Origin of the sequence: Rhizobium sp. 25PS6 (assembly GCF_032464655.1) — a bacterium.
GTDB classification, from domain to species: Bacteria; Pseudomonadota; Alphaproteobacteria; order Rhizobiales; family Rhizobiaceae; genus Rhizobium; species Rhizobium laguerreae.
On the sequence record NZ_JAWDIV010000023.1, the window covers coordinates 23,757 to 46,728 of the forward strand.

General features: G+C 56.6%; 15 protein-coding genes and 1 pseudogene. 8 read left to right on the forward strand and 8 right to left on the reverse strand.

Annotation, left to right across the window (positions count from 1 at the left end; genetic code table 11):
• Positions 1–8 precede the first annotated feature (8 nt).
• Genes RWK44_RS28065 through traI form a run of 4 tightly spaced genes read right to left on the reverse strand, consistent with a single transcriptional unit; the run spans position 9 to position 2,285 of the window.
• Positions 9–308, reverse strand: coding sequence for a conjugal transfer protein TrbD (locus tag RWK44_RS28065; protein WP_131714756.1), 300 nt, complete (start codon positions 306–308; stop codon positions 9–11).
• A complete protein-coding gene (locus RWK44_RS28070; protein WP_163879968.1) occupies positions 301–684 on the reverse strand; it encodes a TrbC/VirB2 family protein in 384 nt (127 codons plus the stop codon). The genes RWK44_RS28065 and RWK44_RS28070 overlap by 8 nt, the downstream gene beginning before the upstream one ends.
• Positions 674–1,651: a P-type conjugative transfer ATPase TrbB gene (trbB, locus tag RWK44_RS28075; protein ID WP_163879966.1), complete on the reverse strand. Its 978-nt coding sequence runs from the start codon at positions 1,649–1,651 to the stop codon at positions 674–676. Before trbB ends, RWK44_RS28070 begins: the two co-directional genes overlap by 11 nt.
• A 10-nt stretch (positions 1,652–1,661) precedes the next feature.
• Entirely contained in the window at positions 1,662–2,285 is a 624-nt protein-coding gene (gene traI / locus RWK44_RS28080; RefSeq protein WP_163879963.1) for an acyl-homoserine-lactone synthase TraI, read from the reverse strand.
• A gap of 371 nt (positions 2,286–2,656) precedes the next feature.
• Between traI and repA the strand changes: the two genes are divergently transcribed.
• From repA to serA, 5 genes and pseudogenes are all read left to right on the forward strand, one after another.
• Positions 2,657–3,880: a plasmid partitioning protein RepA gene (repA, locus tag RWK44_RS28085; RefSeq protein ID WP_163879962.1), complete on the forward strand. Its 1,224-nt coding sequence runs from the start codon at positions 2,657–2,659 to the stop codon at positions 3,878–3,880.
• The gene (gene repB, locus RWK44_RS28090; protein ID WP_163879960.1) at positions 3,877–4,911 is read left to right on the forward strand and encodes a plasmid partitioning protein RepB; all 1,035 of its coding nucleotides are present in this window, start codon (positions 3,877–3,879) and stop codon (positions 4,909–4,911) included. Before repA ends, repB begins: the two co-directional genes overlap by 4 nt.
• A gap of 191 nt (positions 4,912–5,102) precedes the next feature.
• Complete coding sequence (gene repC / locus RWK44_RS28095; protein WP_163879958.1) at positions 5,103–6,317, forward strand: plasmid replication protein RepC; 1,215 nt, start codon at positions 5,103–5,105, stop codon at positions 6,315–6,317.
• Positions 6,318–6,460: 143 nt separating this feature from the next.
• Positions 6,461–6,598 (forward strand): annotated as a pseudogene (gene repC / locus RWK44_RS35145) (replication initiation protein RepC); the annotation flags it as partial.
• Between the two features lie 257 nt (positions 6,599–6,855).
• Positions 6,856–8,094, forward strand: a complete 1,239-nt coding sequence (serA, locus tag RWK44_RS28105) for a phosphoglycerate dehydrogenase (RefSeq protein ID WP_163879956.1) — start codon at positions 6,856–6,858, stop codon at positions 8,092–8,094.
• A gap of 85 nt (positions 8,095–8,179) precedes the next feature.
• Here serA and RWK44_RS28110 read toward each other — a convergent pair whose 3' ends face one another.
• Positions 8,180–8,698 (reverse strand): tyrosine-type recombinase/integrase, encoded by a 519-nt coding sequence (locus RWK44_RS28110; protein ID WP_316029701.1) that lies wholly within the window; start codon positions 8,696–8,698, stop codon positions 8,180–8,182.
• Positions 8,699–9,082: 384 nt separating this feature from the next.
• A complete protein-coding gene (locus RWK44_RS28115; RefSeq protein ID WP_316029702.1) occupies positions 9,083–10,000 on the reverse strand; it encodes a recombinase family protein in 918 nt (305 codons plus the stop codon).
• Between the two features lie 510 nt (positions 10,001–10,510).
• On the opposite strand from RWK44_RS28115, the gene RWK44_RS28120 reads away from it, so the two are divergent.
• The 3 genes from RWK44_RS28120 (at position 10,511) to RWK44_RS28130 (ending at position 16,216) form a co-directional block, all read left to right on the forward strand.
• Entirely contained in the window at positions 10,511–11,644 is a 1,134-nt protein-coding gene (locus RWK44_RS28120) for an RHE_PE00001 family protein (protein WP_316029703.1), read from the forward strand.
• 218 nt (positions 11,645–11,862) lie between these two features.
• Positions 11,863–14,310, forward strand: coding sequence for a sensor histidine kinase (locus RWK44_RS28125; RefSeq protein WP_316029704.1), 2,448 nt, complete (start codon positions 11,863–11,865; stop codon positions 14,308–14,310).
• Positions 14,311–14,341: 31 nt separating this feature from the next.
• Entirely contained in the window at positions 14,342–16,216 is a 1,875-nt protein-coding gene (locus RWK44_RS28130; protein ID WP_316029705.1) for a hypothetical protein, read from the forward strand.
• A gap of 32 nt (positions 16,217–16,248) precedes the next feature.
• Here RWK44_RS28130 and RWK44_RS28135 read toward each other — a convergent pair whose 3' ends face one another.
• Entirely contained in the window at positions 16,249–21,486 is a 5,238-nt protein-coding gene (locus tag RWK44_RS28135) for an FtsK/SpoIIIE domain-containing protein (RefSeq protein WP_316029706.1), read from the reverse strand.
• Between the two features lie 6 nt (positions 21,487–21,492).
• Positions 21,493–22,962: a hypothetical protein gene (locus tag RWK44_RS28140; protein ID WP_316029707.1), complete on the reverse strand. Its 1,470-nt coding sequence runs from the start codon at positions 22,960–22,962 to the stop codon at positions 21,493–21,495.
• Between the last annotated feature and the right edge of the window lie 10 nt (positions 22,963–22,972).

Sequence of the window (22,972 nt, forward strand, 5' to 3'; positions counted from 1 at the left end):
CAGCCTCCTCAATACCGGCGCCAGGGCGAAGTGGTCGCCTTGTAATAGGGCTTGTAGGAAATGTGCCTGATATAGACCTGCCGCATGTGCGGGTCGGCCTTCGCCATCATCCTGAGCGCCCCGACGATGACGATCCAGACGGCGACGCCGAAGAGCGCAGAATAGACCGTGAGAACCACGAAGATGAGAATGACAGCCGCAAGACCGGTGATCAGCACCAATTCACGGTCCGCGCCCATCAGCAGGTTCGGGCGGGAGAGGGCACGATGGATGCGATTGCGTCGCAGGCCGGACAGGGACTCAGCCATGATCTCCCTCCCCTCCTCCGTTTGAACCAATTGAAGTGATGTGCTCCTCGACTAGCCCGATCGAAGCGCCGGTCGCACCGAACAGGCCGACGATGTTGGTGGCGCCGAGCAGGATGCCGGCGACGAGAACGACGTACACAAGTCGCCGCGCGAAATCGTTCAGCTCGCCCCCGAAGATCAGCATTCCACCCGCGATAGCCACGGCGGCAAGAGCAATTGCACCCGCGACCGGTCCGGTGATCGACTCCTGGATCTGTTGCAGCGGCCCTTCCCATGGAAGGCTGCCGCCGGAACTGGCGAGCGCTGGCGCGACAGAGGCAAGAACGATTGGCGCCGCCAAGAGTGCTACGGCGATGAGGGCATGTTTACGCGACATGGCGCGCCTCCCGTTCTTCGGTGAGCTGATCGGATTCGGTCTCGTACTGTCCGTTGATGAACCGCTCGACTTGGATGATGTCGCGAACAATCCGCCCGCGCGGCGTCCGCTCGATTGAGATGACCAGGTCGACCGCCTCTCCGATCACCTCGTGCATCGGCTGCTGGCTTGCCTCGGCCGTCAGCTGTTCAAGACGACGCAGCGCCGACATAGCGGTGTTCGAGTGAATGGTCGCCACGCCGCCCGGGTGACCGGTGTTCCAGGCCTTGAGCAATGTCAGGGCCGCGCCGTCGCGGACCTCGCCAACGACGATCCTGTCGGGACGTAAGCGCATGGTGCTTTTGAGGAGCCGCGCCATGTCGATGGAATCGCTGGTATGGAGGAGAACGGCGTTCTCGGCCGCGCACTGGATTTCCGCGGTATCCTCAAGGATAACGAGGCGATCCTCTGGCGCCGCCTTGATGATCTCGTGGATCACTGCGTTCGCAAGCGTCGTTTTGCCCGAGCCCGTTCCCCCGGAAATGATGATGTTCAGCTTCGCGGAAATGGCACTGCGGATCGTGGCGGCTTGGTATTCTGTCATCACGCCGGTGCGAATATAGTCTTCGAGCGGAATGAGGCGTGATGCCCTGCGCCGAATGGTGAAGGCGGGCCTGGCGACGACGGGGGGCAACAGACCCTCGAAGCGGTGGCCACCGATTGGCAGCTCGCCGGAGATAATCGGTTGTTCCGTGTCGACCTCTGACTGAAGCGCATGTGCCACGGTTCCAATCACCATTTCTGCAGCCGCAGACGACATCTCGCCGGCCGGCGCAACGCCGTGGCCGAGTCTTTCGATGAACAGCTTTCCGTCTGGATTGAGCATGATCTCGACGACAGTCGCGTCGTCCAGGGCGACGCAGAGCTGATCGCCGAGCGCTTCCTGAAGTTTGCGGACAAGCCGGGGATGAGAGCGAAGCTGGTTCACGGATGTCTCCTTAAGCTACCTGGCTGAGAGGGGTGAGTTCAGAGCGGTAATTGGAGGGACGGAGCCTGAGGAACGTGTCCGGATTGGCTGGCAGTGTGCCCGCCACGGCCATTGTCACGCCGATCTTCTTCGGCTCGCCCAAACGCTGCAGCGGCCATCCGACGCGGGCAAGGATGCGCTCGAATCGGAGATCGGTCACCGTGACAATCTCGGTGTAGCCATTCGCCATGCACCATTCGTTGATGCCCGCGAACATGGTGAGCGTCGCTTCATGGACCGAGCCGTCGCCCCTCCCCTCCGCAAGAGCCGTGTCGATGCAGAAGCGAGAACTCTCGATCATCGCGGCATGAGCGTTGAGTTGACCGTTGGGGAGAAGCGATGGGAAAACGTCGGCCACCATTGTGGGGCCTGTGACAGGAAGAAGTCGGGCGCAACCCGCGACGACGCCTTTGGCGGTCGTCGTCACAATGTAGGTGGGATGGAGTGTATCGAATTCATCTGTTTCGTCACCGTCTCGTACAGTGACGTCCCAGCCAAGCCGTTCCCCGAAAACACGGGCTCGAAGCTTATGTTGAGCGTCGATGAGCTGTTTATCGTTTTCGGATTTGGGGATTGCAACAACCGATGCCAGCATATTGTCATTCTCCGACGTTAAATACCGCCGGGTAATGAGCACAGATAGGAATCAGCGGGCAGTTGTAGGATTCGACATACTCGTCACGAGGTGAGTCGCGGTTCGCGAGGAGCTCCGAAGACCCCTAAATTTGTCGGCGGTAGACTGTTCAGATTTGTAGGATTCACAAGAGAACAATCCGCGATCAAAGAATCGGAGATCTGAGGCTAACTGACGGAGCGGAAAAGCAAAAATCCGAATAGCTTCGTGCAGATTGTCCTCAGTCGTTAACCTTTTGTTAACCCTAAACTTCTGGACCGGTTCGGAGAATCATGTTCTACCTTTAGCGGGCGGTGACCGGTAAACCGGTAGAAAGCCGCCAAGAGGGACAGATGGCGATAGCGAACCGAGTAGAAGCAGTTGTTGGCTCGAAGGAAGATGCCGGCACCAAAATTATGCGCCATGCCGGGCTTCTGTCCGGGCAATTGCAGCAACTTCGAACTCGTATGTATCCGCCAAAGTCGGAAAAGACGCTCCGTCCGTTCCTGACCAACGAAGTGTCGAAGCTGACATCGATACCTGATTCCACGCTAAAGCTCATGTCGACCGAAGGACGCGGACCCGTTCCCAGCAGGCTGGAGAACAATCACCGCGTCTATACGCTGGGCCAGATCAATGAGTTGCGCGAGTTGTTCGCCAAGCAGAAGCCAGTAGACGCCTTGCGCTTCCTCCCACGCCGTCGTGCCGGCGAACACCTCCAGGTTCTTGCTATAGCTAACTTCAAGGGTGGTAGCGCGAAGACGACAACCTGCGTCCACCTCGCCCACTATCTCGCCCTTCATGGTTATCGTGTCCTCGCACTCGACCTGGACCCGCAAGCATCCTTGTCCGCTTTGTTCGGTGCTCAGCCAGAAGTTGACGTCGGCTCGAATGAAACGATCTACGCCGCTTTGCGTTACGACGACGCCGAACGTCGTCCAATCCGCGATATAATTCGCAAGACATATTTCGATGGCATCGACCTCATTCCTGGCAATCTTGAAGTCATGGAGTATGAGCACGAAACGCCACGGATCTTGGCGAACAAGTCCAGCTCCGGCGCAATCTTCTTTGAGCGACTGAAACTCGCCCTTTCGGAAGTCGAGGCGGACTACGACATCGTGATTCTTGACACTCCGCCGTCGCTCGGCTTCCTGACGTTGAGCGCGATATACGCTGCGACCAGCATGATCATTACGGTCCACCCGGCCATGCTGGACGTCGCGTCAATGAGCCAGTTCCTTCTCATGATGGGCGATCTGATTAGTGTTCTGAACGAGAGCGGCGCTCAGTTGGACCAGGACTTCATTCGGTATCTGGTTACACGACACGACCCCAATGACGCGCCACAGTCGCAAGTCGTCGCGATGCTTCGGCACCTGTTCGGCTCTGATGTATTATTGCCCACGGCCATTGAAAGCACCGCCGTTGAGGCCGCCGGCTTGGCAAAACGTTCGGTATACGAGCTCGAATTGGGGCAGATCGGACGCGATACTCACAAGCGTGCCCGCGAGGCGGTAGATGCTGTGAATGAGGCGATTGTTCGCCTCGTCAATGAGAGCTGGGGGCGGACATGAGCAAATCCCCTCGCAAGTCGATTGTCGCCAGCTTCGGGTTGCTTTCCGCAGAGCTGGAGAGTGATCAGGCTGTGGATCAAGAGCAGCCGTCGCAGCCCCCTGCCCCGGTTCCCGGAAATCGTGTCGGCGCAGGTGTGATCGGTGCTGCTCACCGAGCGATCGACGATATCCGAACAGAGCGAGATCGCTTGAAGGCTATCGTTGAGTCGGGTGGTGGTGCGGTTCGCGAGTTGGATCCGTCGCTCATCGACCCCTCCCCTTACCCGGATAGACTGCCGGACGATGACACAACGAGCTTTGAGGCGTTCAAGCGGTCGATCGAGACTGAGGGGCAAAAAGTTCCCGTTCAAGTCCGCAAACACCCTTCGTCGCCAGGCCGCTACCAGATAGTCTATGGTCATCGGCGCTGGCTCGCTGCCATGCTGCTCGAGAGGCCTGTTCGCGCTCTCGAAGTCGAGATTTCTGACCTCGACCTAGTTCTTGCACAAGGCATCGAAAACGCGGGCCGGCAAGACCTGACTTGGATTGAGCGCGCGTTATTTGCGTCGCGCATGGATGATGCGGGGATCAAGCCTCGGCACATTTACGCGGCGCTGTCGATCGAAGACGCGGAACTGGCACGGATGAGGAATGTCTACAGGATCATTCCCACGGATATCATCGAAGCCATTGGAAGGGCTCCAAAGATCGGGCGGCCACGCTGGCTCGATCTTGCCAAGACAATTGCGGGCAATGCGGGAACGCTTGATGCCCTACGAGCGGCGCTGGATAGAAAAGGCGATGCTGAGACATCCGATCAAAGGTTTCAGCGTGCCTTGAGCGCCATCAAGCCAGCATCGACGGGTCGTCGGGCGCCAAGTCCGCTCACAGACAAGAGCGGAACGAAGCTCGGCGCTTTGTTGATGTCTTCGAAAGAGGTTCGAATTTCGGCCGAGGGCTCACTCGGGATCGAATTTTTGAAGTTTGTTGAGGCGGAGCTTCCAGCGCTTACGGAGCGCTTTGCCCGTCTGCGGGAAAACGAGAAACCCTGACAGCTGTCAGGGTTTGGAGGTGAAGAAAGGAAGAACTGCAAAAGAAAAAGGCCCCCTAAACGTTGCCGTCGTGGAAGCCTCTCTCAATGTGTGACAACTAGAGAATCGCATTTCCCCGAATCCCAGTCAAGAGTCTTTGGCACCGTAATTTTGGTGAGCGGGTTTCTTTTGCCTTTTTGAAGGTGAAGAAAATGCAGATTGGAAGTGTGACGACGCCCTTTGGGCGGCGGCCGGTAACGCTTGCCTTGGTGAGGCGGCAAATCGAGACGAGTGAAATCAAACCAGGTAAGGCGACGGACAAATGGAAGGTGTTTCGGGATGCTTCCGAAGCAAGGGAACTGCTCGGGCTGCAAGATCGCAGCCTGGCTGTCCTGGACGCGCTCCTGAGCTTCTATCCGGACAACGAATTGCGCCAAGATGCGCAACTGATCGTTTTCCCCTCGAACACGCAGTTGACGCTTCGGGCGCACGGTATCGCCGGCGCGACGCTTCGCAGGCATCTGGCGCTTCTCGTTGATGCCGGCTTGATCGTGCGGAAGGACAGCGCGAACGGAAAGCGTTATGCCCGGAAGGACAAGGCGGGGGCGATCGATCGCGCATTCGGCTTTGACCTGTCACCGTTGCTCGTTCGAGTGGATGAACTCGCCATGATGGCGCAACAGGTCGTTGCCGATCGTTTTGCACTCCGGCGGGCGAAGGAAAATTTGACGATATGCAGGCGAGACGTTCGAAAGCTCATTTCTGCGGCGATCGAGGAAGGTGCATCGGGCGACTGGGAAAGCATCGAAGCGATGTACATCAGTCTCGTAGGCAGGATTCCGCGATCTCCGACGCTTAGTGACGTGAATTCAATCCTGGACGAGATGGAGCTCCTGCAGCAGGAGATTATCAACATCCTGGAAATGCAGGAAAAAGACGAAAATATTAGCACCAATGCTGCTCACAATGAGCATCACATACAGAATTCAAAAACCGAATCTATCCATGAATTTGAACCTAGCTCAAGAAAAGAGCAGGGCGCGAGGGCGGTGGGGAATGATCAGGCGAAGCGGGGGCCGATCCGGAGTTTTCCGCTTGGTATGGTCCTACGAGCGTGCCCGGAGATCGCGATGTATGGGCCGGGCGGTACGGTCGGGAGTTGGCGCGAAATGATGGGTGCAGCGGTGGTCGTCCGGTCGATGCTGGGCGTCAGCCCGTCGGCCTATCAAGAGGCCTGCGAGGTGATGGGGCCGGAAAGTGCGGCCACGGCGATCGCCTGCATCCTTGAGCGGGCCGGGCATATCAATTCGCCGGGCGGCTACCTGCGTGACCTTACGCGTAAGGCGGAGCGGGGAGAATTTTCTTTGGGGCCGGTTCTTATGGCGCTGTTGAGAGCGCATGGGCAAGGCGATCGAGCCGTCGGCTAGGAGCGGGCGATACGAAAAACCCTGACAGCTGTCAGGGTTTTGGTTCAAGGATACCTGACGGCTCACCCCTAGCTCAATCCGCAAAGCCTGACCGCGGATTGGGTACTGCGGAAGTTATTGGCAAAGTCGCCGGTTCCGACGGCGGTGGCCATGTGATCAATTCCGCTAGTGGATATCTGCGTGACGTGACGAAGCGCTCGAAGCGCGGTGAGTTTTCGCTCGGCCCGATGTTGATGGCGCTTCTGAAGGGGAATGATCGGCAGGACGTTCGTGTGAGTTAGCCAATGAAACCCTTGCGAGGCTAAGATGGCGCTATACGGCTGACAAGATATGAAAAACAAGCAATTAGCGGATTTGACGTGTAATCAAAGGATCTCGCGTGATCTAATTAGCCGCCGACGCCCGGCCGTGTGAAGTGGAGAATATTGGTATTTGCGCTTGCACTGCTTGTCGGATGGTCGCAAAGGCATCCTGTAGAGCGCCGCAGTGGCCTCGAAACGATTTTGGCCAGCTTTAATCGGAAATCGAAAGTCTTATCATGATGCCCCAGCTCTCCCTTTCGCGCGACCGAATCTCCGTGCTGCTGCTCGAAGGCATCAGCCAGAGCGCCGTGGACCATTTTACTGCGTGTGGATACACAAATCTCTCTCATCTGCCGAAGGCCCTCGATGACAAGGATCTTAAAAGCCATATCGCCGATGCGCATATCATCGGCATTCGCTCCCGAACGCAGCTAACGGAGGAGATTTTCGAATCCGCCAAGAAGCTGATTGCCGTCGGCTGTTTCTCAGTCGGCACAAACCAGGTTGATCTGGAGGCGGCGCGGCGCCGCGGCATACCTGTTTTCAACGCACCTTATTCGAACACGCGCTCGGTGGCCGAACTTGTGATCGGTGAGATCATCATGCTGACCCGGCAGATCTTCCCGCGTTCGGCGTCGGCGCATGAGGGTGGATGGGAGAAATCCGCTGTCGGCAGTCGCGAAGTCCGCGGAAAAACGCTCGGCATCGTCGGCTATGGCAATATCGGCTCGCAGCTAAGTGCTCTTGCGGAAAGTATGGGCATGGTGGTGCGCTACTTCGATCTTTCCGATCGACTGCGCCGCGGCAATTCAGAATCGATGGCTTCGCTCGGTGAGCTTCTCGATATTTCCGATTACGTGACGATGCACGTTCCGGAAACGGCATCGACTCAAAATATGATCGCCGAAACGGAACTGCGCCGTATGAAAAAAGGCGCCATCTTCATCAACAATTCCCGCGGAACTGTGGTTGATCTCGATGCGCTCGCGAAAGTGCTGAAAGAAGGACATCTGGCCGGTGCTGCCATCGACGTCTTCCCGAAGGAGCCACCATCAAACAAGGAACGTTTCGAAACGCCGTTGCAGGGCTTGAGCAACGTCATTTTGACACCACATATCGGCGGGTCCACTGAGGAGGCCCAAGAGCGCATCGGTGGAGAAGTCTCAAGAAAGCTGGTCGAGTATTCCGACATCGGCTCGACGATGGGTGCAGTCAACTTCCCACAGGTTCAACTACCCGAGCGCCCGAACGGCACGCGTTTCATTCATGTTCATGGAAACCGTCCCGGGATGCTCATTCAGCTGAACGAGATCTTCTCTTCACGCGGGCTGAACATTGTTGCCGAATTCCTGCAGACCCATGGCGATACGGGCTATGTGGTCATCGAAGTCGAGGACCTGTCCGGTACAGCCGACGAGATTCTTCAGTCGCTTCGCGAGATACCGGGAACGATTAGGACGCGATTGCTCTACTGACGCATCAAGTCAGTGCTGCATCGCCATCGACAGACAGGTGATGGGCAGGGAAAGCTCGCCTTCCCGAAACCATGATGCAGCTTTGTCAAAGCATCCGCGTCGTGCGCCCGCTTCGACGCGCAGCGTTGTTATAGTAGCTCGACGCCTGCTGAAGCGACCGATGGCGCGATTGCTCCATTGCCTCGGGCAGCGGAATTCCACGATAGGCAGCCTGCGTTAGGTATCCCGACCGCAGTCCATGCGCGGAAAACTCCGCGGGGTCCAACCCCGCCATCATGACGCGCTGTTTGATGATGGCGTTGACCGATTGTGGGTCGAGCGCTCGCCGCGAAACCGTCCCCCAGCGCCCGATTGCCCGAAACAGGCTGCCCTTGTCGATCTTCGACGCCGTCATCCAGGCGTCGTAGCGCATCCACCCGGCCGGCCCGTGAGATATACGACATCGTCCTCTTCGCCGCTGCTTGTCTTGGTGCGACCGAGATGGATGGCGAGCGAGGGGAGGGGCTCCGTTCTGTACAGGAATGGAGGGTTCGATCGTTAGCTGGTCGGTGCGCAGCCCGGCGATCTCGCTGCGTCGGCGACCGCCGGAAACAAAGGCGACCATCAGGATGGCTCGGTCTCTGGTATCGCGCAGGCTGTCCGTCGCGCAGGTCGCCAACAGCTTGAACTACACGTCGGATGTGACGGCCTTGGCGCTCTTGTAGCGACGGGGTCGGCCGCCGGCCCGGACCGCGAGACGGATGGCCGACTTCAGGGCAGGGGAGGCGAAGGCGCCCTCGAGGCCGCGCCACCGGGTCAGCGTCGACCAGGTCGCCGCCGCCGGCAGACCGTCGACGGTGCGTCGGGCCGATCGATCTTGAAACTTCGTCCTGAATCCGAATACCGGAAGCTCGCATGTGACATCTCCAGAGCCAAGGCTGGAAATCTCTGCCGCCAAAAACAGGGCGCGCAAGAAACCGCGCAATCGGCAAGTTGATGCTCCGTGCCCTCAATGACGGATGAGACCGAACCGATGCGCCTCATCCAGCAGGTTGCGAACGGATGATGGCTGCCACTTGCGTCCTCCGCGCGCCGGCCGTTCTCCCATCTGATCAAGCTGGCTGGCAATGTCGCGTAGCGACAGGCCGGGATCGGCGATGGCAATCGCTGCGACGAGCTTCATCAGGTGATCTTCTGGCGCACGGCGTGGAGAGCGAACCAATAGTTCTGGGTCCGCGAGCTTTTCGCGGACCATGCGATGCACGGCACGACGTAGCCTTTCCACCGTCCAATCATGGCCCCGACGATTGAGGACCCGCACGACATTATCCCAGCTGTGCTTCGGGCGAAGTTGCCGGACGGTCGGGAGCCAGGTTTGGGCAGAGGAGATCAACTCGTCGAGATAGAGTTTTTCTCGTGCCTTCGACACCGCCTTGATGGCTTCCGGTCGCCTCTCTCGAAGGCCTGGATTGCCTGGCAGCTTGCCACGGGCTTTTGCCGCCTTGATGCCGGCTTTGGTTCGCTCAGCGATCAGCGCTCGTTCGAGCTGAGCGACGGCACCAAGGACCTGGAGAGAAAACATGCCTTGTGGCGTGGACGTGTCGATCGGATCGCGGATTGATCGGAAATGGACGCCGCGCTCTTCGAGATCTTCGATCACCTGCAACAGATGGCTAACCGACCGGGCGAGACGATCCAGCCGGACGACGACAAGCACATCGCCGGCGGTAAGATCCCCGAGTAGCCTTGTCAGAACCGGCCGGGCCCGTGATGCGCCCGATCCATGCTCCTGAAAAATCCGCTCGCAGCCGGCGGCACGCAGCTCGTCCATCTGCGCGTCATGAACCTGATCGTCGGTCGAGACACGTGCATAGCCTATAAGACGTTTTGGGGCCGGCGAGGGATTGGCGACTTGCCGTTTTGCCATGGTTTTCTCGTGCGCTTTTCAGGTGCTTTGTACATATAAGGAACGCGTGAGTAAATGACCAGTTGCAAGCGTGGTTTATGGTCCAAATGCAGCCCCGTCAGACTCGAAAAGCGGCCTTAAACGGGCATCGGGTCGTAACTATCGTCAAACGCGCTCTGGTGGCCAGCTGCGGCGGAAATGCGGGAAAAGAAGGAGAACGGAGGAGGGGAGGGCCATGAAGGCCGCTTCGCGCGTAAAGACGATGGAGAATTTTGGGCTCATCGGTAGGGAGGCTGCTCTAAGTGGCCTGCAGAGCAGAGACGTTTCCGCTGAACCTAGCCGAAATAATGCCCAAAAGGGCGGAAACTTAGGCGTTTCCGCTTATCCAGGACGACCGACAACGGTCATTTTCGCTCCAGGTCAATTACCATCGCTACACGCTTGTTATCGATGGTTAGACCGCCAACTATCAATCATACCATGTGAGGAACCGTAATATTCAAATAGCGTTCCTATAAGAAATCATTTACCATGATTTCAATGACTTACGATCTCGCGAAAATCAGCATGAGTACCTTGATGCGGCCGGCTTTCGACGCCGGCATCGCACTGACGCGTCTGGACGAGCGCATCGCCCGTTCACCGGTCGGCGCGGGCTGGATCGAACGATCCCATTTCGCCGACGCCTGCGCTTCGCTGTGGATCGACGGCGAACTTGTGCATCTCGAAGACCTCGTCCTCCACGACGCCACGAAGGATATTCGCACACCGACCCATGAGCTGACCATTGCCCGCGACGTGCTGCGCACCCGTCGGCGCATTGCCGCCCAACTCCCCGGCTGGGCACTGTCGGCCGACGGCCTGCGAACTCTCCGGCAGACCGCTCCCGACGCGGCGGATGAAATCGGGTCCGCTGAAATGGACGGTGGCGCCGGCCGTGCCATCATGGCCGAGCCGGTAGGGGAGGGGGAGGATGATGACGAAGGCGTCGAAAATCTTCCGGGCATCGACTATGCCGCCATCGACGCAGTGCTCGCCCGCTCCGACGCCGCCATCGCGCAAGCAAGGAAGCCCGGCCGGGCTCCGGCCGATCCGCTGGTCTATGATCTCGACTGGGACGAGAACGAACGACTGGACGAATGGCGCGCCGTGCTGCGGCAGGCGGAAACCCTGCCGGCGGTGCCGCAGGCGATCGTCGCCCTTGATGCCTGGAATGAGTTGTCAGTGTTGCAGCATGCGCCATGGCTCGGCCGACTGTTGGTCGCGTCACTTCTGCGTCACGTGGGTGTCACGACTGCCGCGCATTTGGCCGCCATCAACCTCGGCCTCAAGACCATTCCCGTCGATCGGCGCCGGCATCGCGATCGGGAAACCCGACTGCTCGCCATTGCTCATGGGCTTCTGGCGGCGGCCGAGATCGGGCTGAAGGAGCACGACCGGCTGGCATTGGCTCGGCAGATGATGGAGCGCAAATTTGCGGGAAGACGAACGTCTTCAAAGCTGCCAGAACTGGTCGAGCTGGTGATGGCAAGACCGTTGGTGTCCGCGAAAATGGTGGCGAAGACGCTGGAGGTCACGCCGCAGGCGGCGCGGCGGATCGTTTTGGAACTCGGACTCAGGGAGATGACCGGGAGGGGGAGGTTTCGGGCGTGGGGAGCGCTTTAGCGCTGAAGCAGCCGTTCTTCATCCTCAATCGCGGGTGTCAAGTCAACACCACTGTTTAGCTAGGCCTAAGCGCGGTGGGAAACACCTGTCAGCAAGCTGTCGAGAAGTTTCTGTATTGGCGCAGACTCGCAGCTTTAAAATTGATAGAGATTTAAGTATCTGCAACCTATGATCACCTACAAATTGGAAGTTGCTCCGCCGCCTAGATTGGTTTTGAAATGACGTTTACGGTTGCTGCCAGGACATTGCTACATCTTGGCGCGGAACTTATCAGCTCTGACGGCATCGCATTCTACGAGCTGATTAAGAATGGGCTTGATGCGCTGCGCGATGTCGATCCGCCATCTGAGGCCAAAGTCCGGCTCATAGTAGTCTCGCGACTGGAATTTGACGCGTACGAGACTGTGCTCCGTGAACTGGGCGTTTGGTCATCGGCAGTTGTAGATGACGAAGCCTTCGACTTCGAAGATGACGAGGATGACGAAGACGACGAACCCCCATTCGTTCCGCGGTCGTGGCAAGTGTTGCTGCAGCTCGTGCGAAACAGTGTCATTCCGGGCTCAGTTGGCTTGGATGACTTTGTCCACTCTCTGAATGGCGTGGCCTCTGAGGATGACTTAGCTGAAGCCATCCTTGCCGCCAATTATGTGGAGATTGTTGACGAAGGTGTTGGTATGTCTCACAGCGATCTCAGTGAGATTTTCTTGAGGATCGGAACGACTAACAGGGTAAAACAAAGGATCTCGGAGCGGCGCGCCGGCACGGTGAGGTCCAGGCCGCTGCTTGGCGAAAAAGGACTCGGTCGCCTGTCCGCGATGCGCCTGGGTGACAAGCTGAATATAAGAACGGCTCGGAAGGCCGATGTCCGCTGGAACATCCTTGACGTTGACTGGATGGAGTTCGCCGCCGCCGGAGACGCGGACCTTACAACTGTTGTTATCGCTCCAGTAATTGGCGGGCTAAAACTACCTCCCGACCACAGCGGGACAACTGTCCGCATCAGTGGGCTGAAATCGGAATGGACTTACGAGAAGCTTGAGCAGCTCGCAACGTCTGAGTTCGCAAAGCTTACCGACCCATTCTCCGCAAGTGAATTTCCGGTACAGGTTACATTCAATGGTCGCGCTGTTCCGATACCGAAGTTTGCTGATTTTATTTTCAGTCACGCGCACGGGGTGCTCAGCGCAAAGTTGTTTAAAAGCCCCAAAGGCAATCCCGTGCTGAAAGGCACAGCGGAGTATAAACTTAGAGACCGCAAGCGTAGCTTTCGCCTGCGTGGAGTGGACCTGTCGTCGATCGCGGGCGCTGCCAGCAAATCAACATTGAAACGGGTCGGGCCATTCGACCTGAAGGTTTACTGGTTCAACCGACGTCTGCTCACAAAAATCGAAGGAATCGGTGATCTGAAGCAAGTCAGAGCTCTCATTGAGCGTTGGGGCGGCGGAGTGATGGTTTTCCGGGATGGCTTCCGGGTACACCCCTACGGCGGGCCGGATGACGATTGGTTAGACCTAGACCGCGAAGCGTTCAGCACTAGTGGCTTCAAAGTTAACCGCGGTCAGCTGGTGGGGAAGGTAGACATTTCCCACGGGGGGAACCCATACTTGGTCGACCAGACCAACAGAGAAGGTCTACGCGACTCTCCTGAGAAAGCTGCGTTCGTTGCCATCATTGCCAATCTTATGGACAAGCACTTTCGTCAGTTCCTCAACTCGGTCGATGACGACATTAAGCGCGCCGATAAGTTGACCCTTGCTCAGGTAACGGCCCGAGTAGATGCGGAAGATGAAAAGATATCGGAAGCATTGGACAAGCTCACGGCTGTGCTTCCAAAAACCGTGGTCGCAAGAGAATTGACGCTGGAGTTTAAGTCGGCGTTGAGTTCAATAAAGCATCTGAACCATCAAGTTAGAGCGACGGCCGAGACGTACGATAGAGAGCGGCTGCGTGTGATCCATCTTGCCAGCGTCGGTTTGATGGTTGAAGTTCTCGCACACGAACTATGGCGAGCAACCGCCAGTGGGCTTCGAACCATTGCGGAAGCCCGCAATGCCAAAGACGCCGTGACGATGACCCGGTCACTGGCAGTGCTCGATGCGCAGATGCGAACTCTGCAAAAAAGACTGAAAACCTTAGATCCACTCAGCACCAATTCCCGGCAAGTTCGGGAAAAATTTGACGTCGTGGATTGGGTTCGTTCCATAGTCGCGACGTTTTCCAGCCAGGCGCGCCGTGAGCGTATCCAGTATAGCGTTCGCTGCGTGCCCCGCGATGGATCGCTAACAATAGAGGCGGTAAAGGGCATGTTCGTTCAGGTGATCGAGAACCTGTTGGTCAACTCGGTTTACTGGATAGAGCAGCAGCGACGATATACGGGTGATTTCGAAGGGAGCGTCGAGATCCTCATCGATTGTGATCGAAAAGAAATCTCAGTGACCGACAACGGCCCGGGGATACCACGGGATCGGCGTGAAATCGTCTTTGAACCCTTTTTTAGCACAAAACCAAAGAAGGAGGGACGAGGGTTAGGCCTGTACATCAGTCGAGAAATTGCTGAGTACCATGGCGGGAAACTCTATCTGTCCGATCGTCCTGACAAAGATGGTCAGCTACGCACTTTTATTTTCGAAATCAAGGCGTTGAAAGGCCATAGCGACGATGAATAGCATTGGTTCAATTGCTTTGAAGGACGTAGCGATGTTTGGCGAGATCGCGGTAGTCGACGATGCATTCATCGAGATTACGAGTAAGAGCCTTACCGAGGACGAAGTCGAACTAGTTACTCTGGCGCTGGGTGCCGAGGGGGTGAGGGAGGAACTTGAAACACAGGGTTTGGTGAAGGGCGGCGAAGAAGTTGACCTTGATGTGGTTTTGGCTTCATTGACCGATGTCGAACTAAACTTAGGGATTTTACACGCCGCTTTGCACGAGAGCGACCTCCCCTTGATTACGCGCTTAGAAGAGCGACGCGCTATGCTTGCTATTGTGAAAGCGATGCGAGCGGTCTCCCAATGTGTGGTGCACGAAATCAAACCTCAGGGCGCGGTACCTGATCTAAGAAACTGTGACATTATCTTTCTCGACTATTATCTTGAAGGAACAAAAAGCGCGCAAGGTGGTGATCTCGCGGAGCGATGGGCTGCTGAAATAAGCGCAAATAAGCCGCGAGACAGAAATCAGCTTTTGGTCCTTATGTCATCCCTCGACAGCGTCGGACAATTCAAACGGTCGTTTCGAGAGAAAGCGAATGTAGCAGGCGGAGCTTTTATGTTCGTCGGAAAATCCGACATGGACGAGACTTGGAAGGTCGGCGCCCATCTGAAATCTTTGGCCGGCGCGTTGCCTCATTCCTCCGCACTCAACGACTACATAGCTGCAATAAGCTCGGAAATTGATGCAGCTAAGTCCAAATTCGATGACATGCTCAAGCGCCTAGATATGACGGATTTCGCCTATATCCAGAACTTGTCGCTACAAGCTGATGGGCATCCCCTTGGCGATTACCTTTCCTGGTTGTTGAGCACTCACCTAGCTTCGTTGGTTTTCGAGGGCGCGCTTCGCGACAAGCAAAAGCTTGTCGATGAAGTTGTGTTCGATCACCTGTTGATGACTCCCATAGCACCAACGACAGAGGTTGCTCACCTCTATCATAGTGCACAGTTCTCGAGGCGAGTTGGCGCCTTGGGTAAACATCCGCGCGACAAAGGCGACACTTGGATCCCGCTGCTTCAGTTGGGAGACGTGTTCCTCACCAAGAAGCGCGAGAAAGCGGTGGTAATTCTCAGCGCCGACTGCGACCTGGCTTTTACACCTGATGCAGGTGGTAGGGCGCCTGATCCCGATCGCTCGGTCATTCTGGTGCAGGGGGCTCCTGTGCGCATGAACGTAGCGAAGAAGACAGCGGAGGGGAGCGCAGCTATAAGTTTCACCGATGGCGACGACGTCTATCAAATTGATTGGGATTTCAGAGGGTATAAGGCTATTCCCCTTGACATGGTAAGACAGTACTTACGGAAAGAGAAGTATGAAACTGGCGATCATGATCGACTTCGTCCGCTTTATGCTTTGAAGCTTCAGCAGGAATTCGCCGCCCATGCTTTCCGAATCGGTGCGCCCGTTGTTCCTCCTGTTATGCGGGGCGTGAGAGCTGAAGTTTGGTCCATTCTTCCAACGGGTGCGACTAAGCTTCGCGATCTCGAGCGGGAGGATCTAGTCGAGATCTCACACGAATCGCAGCAATCCTTGGTGATCACACTGAGCTTGGCCAGCGAGCTGCGGATCGATCTACAGGCCTTAGCGGCGGAAGTTTACGCCATCCGAGCAAGCCATGATGACACGAGCGATCCGAAGGGTCGGCAGAGGACACGATTGGGCGGCGCCGAACAGGAATTGCGAGACCTGCTGAAAGAAGATGCATATTGGCAGAAGCTTGTCTCACGGCCAGTACCTCTTCCGGAGGCCGGAAAAACAACTAAAGGCCGGGGTCTATCGTTTTTTAGAGCCGCTGAAATCTCGAAATTCTCGCTCGATGAACCCAAATTAGTTGTCAATCTAATTGAAGAGATAGGCTGAACTATAGCTTACCAAGCGATCACCACATGCATTTACGAGGTGTTTGACAGCGCAGACACCACATCAAGAATAAACGACTCGCTTGCGAACGGAACCTGGGCATAAATTAGTCCCGACTCTCCTTCTGCTCGGATTAGAAGATGTCCTTTGCCTAGGAGCCGCTCAGCACCGCGTTCTCCGAGAGCGATTTCTGACGTGCCTTCAGAATCAACCCGCAAAATGAGGCGGTTCCCCAGCTGCGATCGCAGCTGCATCGGCATAACGTTCGCGTCCGGCCGCTGTGCTGCAAAAATCAAGTGAATACCGGCCGCTCGCGCTTTTACACCTAGTCTGCCAACAGTCGAGGTAACGGCGGACCGATAATCATCGGTGAGCATCCACTCCGCAAACTCATCATGGATAATCCAATAGGTGGGCAAAACGTCCTCGGGCTTCGCCTTGGCGTTATAAGCGGTGATATTAGGGACCCGAGCTTCCTTGAACAGCCGGTAACGCCGATCCATCTCGAGCACCATATGTTCCAGCTGATCCACAGCTGTCTCTTGCCGATCTATAATTCCACCTTCCAAGTGGGGGAGGGCGTCAAAGGCGAAATAATCCACGCCTTGCTTCGGATCGATCAGTACGATCTTCGCATGTTTCGGGTCGTTCGTGGCCGCGATACCGAGGATGATCGACTGCATGAGCACTGATTTACCCGACCCGGTGCTGCCGGCGATCAAGGTGTGAGGCGCATGACGCTGGCTAGGCGACAAGAGAAAAAGTTCGTTGTCGTCTTCGCGGACACCGATCACGATGTTTTGGTTTCCTGTCGGGGAAACGGTCGGGTTCCACCGCTTCCAGAGGCTCTGAATATCGACAATTTGCCGCTGAGCTCTCGCGACATAGACCGCAATTGAACCTGGCTCTGGCCGTACCGAGATTATTTCCAACCGATGTGTCGTCAAAAGCTCCGAGCGCTTTTTCAGTACCTGCTCAACGGTAAGATTGGCGCTGCCAGTAAACCGAAGGATCGCGGCGTTCGGTGTCAATTTCTGGTCAATGAGCTTCGCCTGCATTCCAAGTTGCTGCAAAGCGCTTCGCGCCTGCAAAGCGGTGTTGGATAGCCATTGCTGCTCTTCTGCGGTCTCCGTTGGTTCGACATCTGTGTATCGCGCGATCACAGCTGCCACCGTTTGTGTCTCCAAGGCTGGTTCTGTGACGTCAATGGGTTCGGCAACATCGGGAGGGAAAACTGTCATCAGTTCGGGCGTTGGACGACCAAAGGCGCTGTCAGGCTTCGTGGGCGGCCTGGCTTCGTGTCGGAGGTCAGCGAATGGAGCCTTTGCGATTCCGTTCGGAGAATGTGCGACCGGTGGCTTGCCGTAAATGGGATCGATTGAGGTCAAGAGTTCATCGACGTTCGAACCTTGCGAATACGCAGCTATTACGGCCTTGAGTTCAGCGCGACCAAAAATCATCTGTCGGCAGGCCGGAACACCGCTGACATCGCTGAAGTCGGTAATGGAGGCGTTATCTAAAGCCGTCGGAACGAACACGTGGCTGAACCCCACTACCTCTATTTTAGCTAAGCCATCGCGAACCCGTCGGCGCCACTCGATTAACGGGACTGTGCTTGCAGCGGGTATTTGAATCCCATCCAAGAGCAGGTCGCCCAGACGAGAAAGCCACGACTCTCGATCTAGACGGTTTGGCTCTGACACTGCATCCACGATGCGGCGTACGGTGTCACGAAGCTGTTTTTCAGATTCTTTGCGCTTTGGCGGGAATGAAACGGCGTCGACATACTTAGCTTCCGTGACCAGAATGCGCAGTGTGAGCGCATCATTCTCGTCCACCGCGGGAGAAAGGGCCAAGATGTCTGCCTGCGTTTCCTCGCGGGCTCCGAGCCAGCTCGCGTAGTCGTCCAAAAAATACCAACCCACCAGCCGTTCAGTTTCAAGCGTCTGTCGAGCAAGGAATCTGCTTAGAACGACGCCGATGAGTTCGCCAGCTGCCTCGCCGCGTTTTGCAGCGCGGAGGACGATGTCCCCTGAAATATCGTTTGCGTCGCCAATGAAGCGGTCTGCAAGTCCATCGACTTCATCGGCCGAGAGATCGAGTTGCAACTCCTCGAGCCGACGCCTTACCATGGCGCGAAGCAGCGTGAGAGGAGCCCGCGACGAAATCACGACATTGCGGCCCTGCGTCGCGGACTGCTTGTAGCGGATTACCCGAACGCTTTGGTTTTGGAGTTGGCGGCGATCAAGAAGTTCATCGTAATTGACGACCCACGCACCCAAATCATGGGTTTCTTCAAAGATCCTTGCTGTGCGATCGTCCCGGAAATCGAGTTGGCGGACCGGAAGCAGGCGCTTTCCGTCCTGCAGATCTTCCGCATCCTTCAGGAATGCGGTCGTCGCGGCCAGGTACGCCCAGCCTTCTCGGCTTTGTACTGGAGAGCAAAGATAGACGCTCGATTTTAGGTCGTCCATCGCGCCTGGCCGCCGGCGCGACCACCGTGCTGGAAGGAGGCTCGCAATGTCTGCCGGATCGGCTGACTCTCGATACCATTCGACGGATGCATGCCGGGAAATGACATCCTGACTGAAAACGATATCGTATGGCCGTCCGTCACGGGGATCTGGCGGCGGCGCCTGGTCTGCGATTACGCTAATCCGGAGCCTTGCCATGAAGTCTTGGGTAATTTCCGAAGCTGCAAGCACTTCGGCCGATCCGCTGGTGCTCGTCAAAATGGATCGGTAAATATCACGAAGTCGAGTTCCATCTGTGTGACGCAACATCACCTGGCATCGCATGTCCTCGTCGTCATTCAGTTCGCCCAAGCCTTCGACCAACTGCTGGGGGAGACGCGCTGAATCGCAGTTATAGAGCACGAGCGACATGTTCGCGCGTTCGTGCGGATGCAAATTGAGGTAGCGCTGAGTCAGATCCAGCAAGGTGTTCGTACCAGCCTTTGCATCGTCATTCGTTTCACCTCCGCCGACCCCATCGAGAACAGGTCGTTCATGAAGCGAGTAGTCGCCTTGATGATCAGCCAACGACAGGAGGTCGGGCTTTCGGCCGCTCCAGGAAACGACGACCTCCGGGTAGAATACGTGCCGCATATCTTCGGCGAGATCTCTGAAGAAAAGCTTCGTGTCGCCTTCCAGGCCACCGGGCACGTCAATAATTTTGCGTACAACCTGTCGAACAAGGTGCGCTTTGCGCCAAACTGCCGCCAAACGCAGCGGGTGCCACGGGGCAACGATGGCGGCTGCCGCCCCATCTCCGACTGGCGCTTGTCCCAACTCCAAGAGAGGGCGCAACAGCAACTCTTTGTTGCGATCCCCAGGCGCCAAGGTTCGGACGAGATCAAGAAGCTCTGCATAGCTCGTCGCCTGGTCGCGACACACCGGGTTAGAAGCGCCTTCGTTCCGGAACGCCCTAATTGCGTTTTGATACTGCTCGCAAAAGATTTCGAAGGCGGCAGACAGGTTTTTTGCCCCGTCCGCGTCGATGAGCTCCTGGTCGACCGCTGCTTTGAGATTGGTTTTCCAATTTAGACGCAGGTCACGCTCACGCCTGTAGGTCGGGACGAGTGACCCTCGATCCCGGTCGTAGGCGGGGACGAGCGTTTTCACATCCGAGAGGTCGATCGAACCTGGCCGCCGACCGGCCATACCGGGTTCTCGGCCAGATCGAAGGGCCACAAACGCGTGCTCCGATAGACGATCCCAATCGTCCGTCAACTGTGAGGAGATGACATCAGGTCGATACTTCCAAATCAACTGCGCAGATGCGGTTGACGTCCCTCCTTCAAAATCGGTGGTTTCAAGTTCCAGCTGAAACTTTAGCTGCAGCGCTGCTTTCGCAAAGGATCGGTTAACCGCCGATTTGTCTTTAGCATCCTGCCAACCGCGTAATACCGAGGGATAGTCCATCAACGAACCAAATTCGATGATCACGTCCGGGCCCAGCAACCGCTGCAAGCCAGCATAGCGCAGCGAGAAAAACAGGCCGGCTTCGGAGTTTAAGCTGCGAAGGTCTCGTTTCGTTAGCGAGTCGCATCGGATGGTGAGAATGCGCGCAACGCCAACCATTGCACGCGCGTTGAGCGTGTCCATCATCATCGCCAGGCCTGCCAGGAAGTCCTCGGTTTCCAGCGGGCGCCCATAGATAAATTTGTCCCAGGAAGATTTGAGTTTGCGGTCTTCCCTAATCTCGTCGCGGTGGCTTTCGTAGAATTCGATATCTTCAGGCTCCGGGCTGCCGGTGGTTTTCCTCCGTGCGAGAAGCTCTAAATACTCATCATCTTCCTTGGAAAGAAGGTCCTGCGGACCTTCGGCGTAGAATCGCTGAGTGTCTTGTCCAAGGTTGGTTTTTTCTCTCGCCAGGCCCTCGAATAGCGGCTTCACGTGTTCCCAGAGGCAGTTCGCCAAGGCCTCAGAACTTGAGTTCCAAGCGGGCCGGCTTTCGATGAAAAGCTCGACTACCGGGTGGATGATCTCGGGAATTACATCTCGTGCCTTCTCGAAAGCATCCCGCAGCTCGGACTCCGAGATGACGATCTGGTTCGGGTTCTGTTTGAGCAGATAGGGATGTCGTTTACGGCGCAGCCCAACATACTCACGCTTCCATACCGATGCATGGCGGCGAGACCTGTCTTTTATGCCGGCGAAGGCCGCCGGATCGCGAGGTAGCTGAAGCGCTGGAAGGGCATATCCCAGGGCTTCGATGATCGGGTACCCTTCATCAATCACTGCCTCCCGGGTCGCTACGATGTATCTGGCAAAGCGTTCAAGGGCGACCGAGCCCACTTGGCTAAGACCTGCGAGAGACCGCTCCCACCAAGCTTTCGCATCATCCGTTAATGCTAAACCGGCGCTCGCTGACGAAACCCAAGCGGGCAAACGCTCAATTAGTTGAGCCGCTCCAATAGGTGTGACTTCGTGGAGGGACATATCTTCAGCCTGTCCCTCATCCGCACTTGCGTTTGTTATGAGGAACGCCGCCTTGTCGCAATCGGCGCTTCGATAAAAAGTCGCATTGCGGTCAGTCAAGACTTCGTCAGGTAGAGCGTATCCTTCGAAAAGGGCCCGAGGCAATTTGATGTCGACACGTTCGCTCAAGAAAACATCGGCCAGGACAGCGCGTGTGACGGCAAGTGTCTGGGGAATACTCAGGCCATCCAACAGGAATCTTGCAGTCCCTGCCTCTCCGCCGGCATCGCCTAATTCCTCCTTGAGGATCGAGACTGCAACTTTCCCAATCAGTTCGTGGATATCCATTTCTGATTACATCCTGACTGAAAGTGGGTTTTCGACGTAAGCGCAAGCGTCAGAAAGGCGCCTCAACATACCGAGGGTTCGCAGTCGTCGCTCAAGGCGTGCTGAGTTCATCTGGAAGGATTTTCGATCAAATTCATCGTCAGACAGTACCTGCACCGCCTCGCGTTCGCCGATAACGAGACCGTATCTTCGATAGAGGAGATCCAAAAACTCGCTATAATCCATGCGGGTTTCGACGTTCGCCAGTATCAACGACTTCAGCAACGCGTCTGTCGGTGCGTAACGGAGCTGACTTGTTCCCCGCCGAGATACCAGTCCGGCCCCTGCGCCGTACGAGCGGTGAACTGCTGCGACATGCTTACGATGTCGCGCCTGGGCAGCACGTTTCAAGTCGGCTAACAGCTCGACCTCATCCGGTTGTCCGCTGTAATCGTCTTCTTCCGGCCAGCGGACCATGTCGACAAGCAAACGTCGGCAGTCCGGGAATGGCGTCTCTCCAAGGCGTCGGCGCTCCCACTCCTCGCTTCTGCCAATGGCATCGATATAGGCATCGACTGCCCTCGACGGCAGCGTGTCATTGGACTGGAAATTAGAAATGGACAATTCGCGAACCGGGGTCCGTTTAGGAGCAATGATCTCACAAATGAAGTGCGGCTTTGCTGAGAAGCAATGCGCGGCTGCGACGAGCAGCTGGTAGCGCAGCAGGTGCAACGCGGTGAGCGAAGCAAGGTGGGGATAAGTATCGAAGCGTGGAAGGGGGCCGCGCAAAAGCGAAAGCCAATCTTGGCCTAGATCGTCAAAGGTCTCGTGTCGCGCGTAGGGAAGATAGCTATTGCCGCGCGTCGACCGGTCTTCGTCATAGTCCGGCTCCATCAATTGCAGAAGGCGATCGCAAGGATCTCCGTCCAGCATCTTGGCAATTTCGGGTGCGAGCTCGGTCGCATACGCCGAACGGCACAGCATCTGGTAAACCAGCTCACCGGGCAGGCCAAAGTTGATATATTCGCGCGATGCCGTCAGGCTCAAATCTTCGTAAAGCGCATGGCGTCCAAACGGAAATACGAAGCGTGAAGACCATCGTTTGTTTGGCCCATTCTCGATCGTTGTCCCGCGTAGCATGGATACCAGCGCCACGAAGTCCGAGAACGAGTTGAACCGTTTGCGCAGGTACGAGAAATCTCTAAGAGGTACTCCTTGCGCACGATTGGCAATCGCCGACAACCATTTGTCCCACGAAGCGCTGTCAGCGAGTTTCTCGTCGGCAATCCGCAACATCGGCTCGTTATTGTAGAGAATGTTTCGGACATACATCCGCTGCGCCGGTTTAAAGCGGAGAGGATACGTCTTTCCCTGGCCATCAAGGAGCGATTGGTCTCTGTCCTTTGCTTCGGCAACGCCGAGAAATTCCAGGAAAATCAGCCAGGGGGTCGTCGCATCCCAAAGACGATGACCCCAAATTTGCTCGTCGATCCACATATCGTTTTGC